The sequence below is a fragment of the uncultured Fretibacterium sp. genome (assembly GCF_938040765.1).
GTDB lineage: Bacteria > Synergistota > Synergistia > Synergistales > Aminobacteriaceae > CAJPSE01.
Genome location: NZ_CALIAA010000318.1, coordinates 1 through 4093, shown reverse-complemented (window position 1 = coordinate 4093; position 4093 = coordinate 1). Strand labels below are relative to the sequence as shown.

Here is a 4093-nt window from a genome sequence, read left to right as displayed (position 1 = left end):
TTAAGTGATGCCATGCGTCTTTCGGGTCCTGCATTGACGGTGCAGACCTACAGGGCAGATAACCTCATGTGCCATGTAGCGCTTGAGATGGCTCATCCTGGCGACGTGCTTGTTGTCGATGCCTGCGGTTTTCGCGATACCGGACTGTGGGGAGCCCTGATGACGGCCATGGCCAAGAAGAAATCTCTGGGTGGTCTTGTCATGGACGGGGGAGTCCGTGACAAGCTGGAAATCATTGCCATGGATTTCCCCGTATTTTCGGCCGGAATCTCCCCTATGGGTGGATTTAAGGACTCGCCTGGCTCGGTGAATGTTCCGATCGCCTGTGGCGGTGTCAGCGTCTCACCCGGGGATATCGTTGTCGGCGATGCGGATGGGGTTGTTGTAGTTCCGGCGGCAATGGCCGATCTCATTGCGGAATCGGCCGAAGCGGTGGTGCATAAAGAATCGTTACTGCTCCAGAAAATTCATGACGGGGAGTCTTTATTCGACCTCTTGGAGCTTCCTCCCGTTGCCGAAAGACTTAATCTGTCGTCCTTCAAAAGGTATAAGGCATAACCACGTTCTCCTGTCTTCATTCGTTCCGCTTCCTGCAAAAAATCGAAAAGGATAAAAGGAGTGTGGAAAATATGAAATACTGGTCCGGATTGGCGCTGCATAAAAAAATTTTTGTCATGCTTCTCCTGGGCATCGTTGTCGGCTGGGTCGCCGGTCCCAAGGCCGAGATTCTTCAGCCATTGGGAGATGTTTTTATACGTCTGTTGCGTATGCTGATTGTTCCGCTTGTCTTTTTCACTCTCTCCTCCGGCGTCACTAAGATGGGGAGCCCGTCCAACCTGCGCCGGGTCGGAGGCTTTGTCGTGACCTATTATCTCCTTTCGTCACTTTTGGCTGCTGCCGTAGGTTGTGCCGTGGCCCTTGTAATAAGGCCGGGAATCGGTGCCGAAGGCATTCTGGGCACAGTCGGCGAAATCAAGGCAGCGAGCTACTCGGTTGTCGCATCGATACTCAACTGGATTCCTACCAATCCCGTCGAGGCAATGGCCAACGCTAATATGCTCCAGATCATTTTCTTTTCTCTGATCGTCGGGATTGCGTTGTTGCTCCTGGATAAAAAAACGGAAAACTTCAGGCGCTTCCTTCAAGAAGGGGCGGAGGTCATGATCCAGATAACGGACTTTGTCATGAAGTTCGCCCCTTACGGTATCTTTGCCCTTGTTGCCATTCTTGTCGGGACCATTGGCGATAAAATGATGTCTGCCGTTCTAAAGTTCATCCTGGCGGACTACATTGCAGTGGGAATTGTCCTGCTCGTGATTTATCCTCCGATTCTCAGATTCTTCTCGGTGCCTGTCCTGCGCTTCTTTCGTCATATTTTCCCCGCCATGCTGGTTGCCGCTACAACCACCTCCAGTGCGGCCACGCTGCCTGTTTCAATGCAGGTTGCCGAGGAGAAGCTGGGGTTGCCGGAACCAATTTACGGCTTTGCGCTTCCCTTGGGAAACACCGTCAACATGAACGGAATGGCCGTCGCGATAGGGGTTATTGCGGTCTTCGCGCTGGATCTCTTTCAGGTCTCCATTACGCCGGGATTGCTTTTTCAGATCGTCTATCTGGGATTGCTCCTTTCGATTGGAGCGGCAGGTGTGAAAGGAGCGGGTATCGTCATGTCCACGGTCCTTCTGGAAACGCTGGGCCTGCCGCTCTCCCTGATCCCCATCCTTGCCGCCATATGGCCGATTATTGATATCGCCCACACGACGGCAAATATTACCGGAGACCTGGTGGGAAGTACCGTCTGTGCGTCCAGGCTGGGCCAGTTGGATCGCAGCGTTTTCGATAGCGATTGACTTCATGGAAAAGGAGGCCTTTCTATGCCGAATTTTTCACAGAAGATTGGGGACTTGAAGGGTTCCAGCACCGTGGCCATATCGGATCGGGCACGGTCTCTCCAGCAGCAGGGCGTGAACGTCGTTAACCTCGGGGGTGGTGACCCCGACTTTGATACTCCCCGCCATATCGTGGATGCGGGGGTCGAGGCCATACGCGGCGGGCAGACCCACTATGTCGCCAGCCAGGGCATCCCCGCGTTCCGCAAGGCCATCGCGGAAAAGCTCTCCCGCGAGAACGGACTCTCCTACGACCCCGACAGGGAGATCGTCGCGACGGCCAGCGGCAAACTGGCGCTCTACATCGCGCTGGAGTCCCTTCTGGACCCGAGGGACGAGGTGCTCTATCTTGAACCCGCATGGGTCAGCTACCGCCCGCTGATCGAACTCATCGGCGGATGCCCCGTTGCCGTGTCCCTTTCTCCCGCCGATAATTTCGCCGTCCGCTCCACATTGCTGGAGCGAAAAATCACGCCGCGTACGAAGGCTATCTTAATCAATTCACCTAACAATCCTACGGGCCGAGTCCTTGGTCCCGAAGAGCTCCAGGTGATTCGCGAAGTGGCCTTGAAGCATGATCTTTGGGTGATCAGCGATGAGATCTACGAACATTTGGTCTACGATGGGCATCGTCATGTCAGCATTGCAACGCTGCCCGAGATGCGCGATCGGACCGTTGTCGTCAATGGGATGTCCAAAGCTTATGCGATGACCGGATGGAGGATCGGCTATCTGGCGGCCCCGTCCGTTCTATCCGAGCAAATTTTGAAGGTGCAGCAGCATGTCGTCACCTGCGCGGCTTCGTTTGGGCAGATCGCGGCAACAGAGGCCCTGCAGGGGCCTCAGGACTGCGTCAAGACGATGCGGCAGGAGTATGATAAGCGCCGGAGACGAATTGCGGAGGCCCTCAATTCTATCCCGGGGGTCCGCTGTCCTCTGCCGGAGGGTGCTTTTTACTTTTTCCCGGAGGTCGACTACAAGGACTATGACTCCTGGCAAATCGCGGAATACCTGATTTCAGAGGCCCATGTCGCGGTGACCCCGGGGCAGGCGTTCGGAGAGGCGGCACGAAAGAACATCCGCCTGACCTACGCCACCTCCATGGCAAACTTGCTCGAGGCGGTCGAAAGGATGAGAAGGGCCCTTGCGGTCTAGCGGACAAGGAGACAAGGAGGAAAACGGATCATGAAGAAGATTGAGGGAGTCTTCGCTCCTATTGCAACGCCCTTTGGCGCCGATGGAGCCATCGACTTCGGGAAGTTTGCCGAGAATCTGACAAAGTTCGACCGAACGGGTCTTGCTGGTATTGTCGCCTTGGGAAGCAACGGGGAATTCGCGATGCTCTCCGGCCAGGAGAAGCTGGACCTGATCTCGGCCATTCGTAAGGGGATCTCTCCAAATAAACTTCTGATCGCCGGAACCGGGTGCGAGTCATTGAAGGAGACTATCGAATTGAGCAAGGCTGCGGCCGATCGCGGAGCCGATGCCGCCCTCGTGATCAACCCCAGCTACTACAAGCGCGACCTGAACGAGGGGACGCTCGAGAAGTTCTTCTGCGCCGTAGCCGACGCCTGCCCGGTCCCCGTCATGGTCTACAATATGCCGGGCAACAGCGGCATCAACCTTTCCTCCGGATTGGTCGTACGCCTCTCCGCGCATCCCAATATCGTTGGGGTCAAGGACTCCGGAGGCAATATCGTCCAGATTGCCGAGATCATCGCGGGGGCGTCAGAGGGCTTTTCGGTCTTTGCCGGATCCGGAAGCTATCTCTTCGCCACCACGCTGCTGGGCGGATGTGGCGGTACCCTGGCTGTAGCTAATGTAGCGCCTGACCTCTGTGCCGAACTGTATGCGCTTTGCCGCAAAGGAGAGGTCGAGAACGCCCGGAAAATTCAATTGAGCCTTTTGCATTTGAACTCCTGTGTGACCGCACGCTATGGCATTGGAGGGATGAAAGCCGCGATGGACCTGGCGGGGTTCTATGGCGGCGTGCCGCGCCTGCCTATCCAGCCGGCATGTGAGGCGGTAGTGCGTGAAATTCGTGATGAGATCGAAAAACTGGGCCTGTTGGGAAAGTATCGGTGAGAGAGACGAGATTTGTCAAGGGTAAATTACACCAGTAATTTTTTGAAATCATTTGTTTTAGAAATTCAAGGGATATATTTTAGGCTCCTCGCTTTTTTAAGTGGGTAAGTCAATCTGTA

The 4093-nt window shown here is 55.3% G+C and carries 4 protein-coding genes; all 4 read left to right on the top strand.

Going from position 1 to position 4093, the window contains the following annotated elements; genetic code table 11:
• Positions 1-558, top strand: a 558-nt coding sequence (locus Q0176_RS11100) for an RraA family protein (RefSeq protein WP_299302980.1), incomplete at its 5' end; no start/stop codon positions are given.
• Between the two features lie 71 nt (positions 559-629).
• Complete coding sequence (locus tag Q0176_RS11095; protein WP_299302977.1) at positions 630-1850, top strand: dicarboxylate/amino acid:cation symporter; 1221 nt, start codon at positions 630-632, stop codon at positions 1848-1850.
• A 24-nt stretch (positions 1851-1874) separates the two neighbouring features.
• Positions 1875-3044: a pyridoxal phosphate-dependent aminotransferase gene (locus Q0176_RS11090; RefSeq protein ID WP_299302974.1), complete on the top strand. Its 1170-nt coding sequence runs from the start codon at positions 1875-1877 to the stop codon at positions 3042-3044.
• Positions 3045-3074: 30 nt separating this feature from the next.
• The gene (locus Q0176_RS11085) at positions 3075-3974 is read left to right on the top strand and encodes a dihydrodipicolinate synthase family protein (protein ID WP_299302971.1); all 900 of its coding nucleotides are present in this window, start codon (positions 3075-3077) and stop codon (positions 3972-3974) included.
• Positions 3975-4093 lie beyond the last annotated feature (119 nt).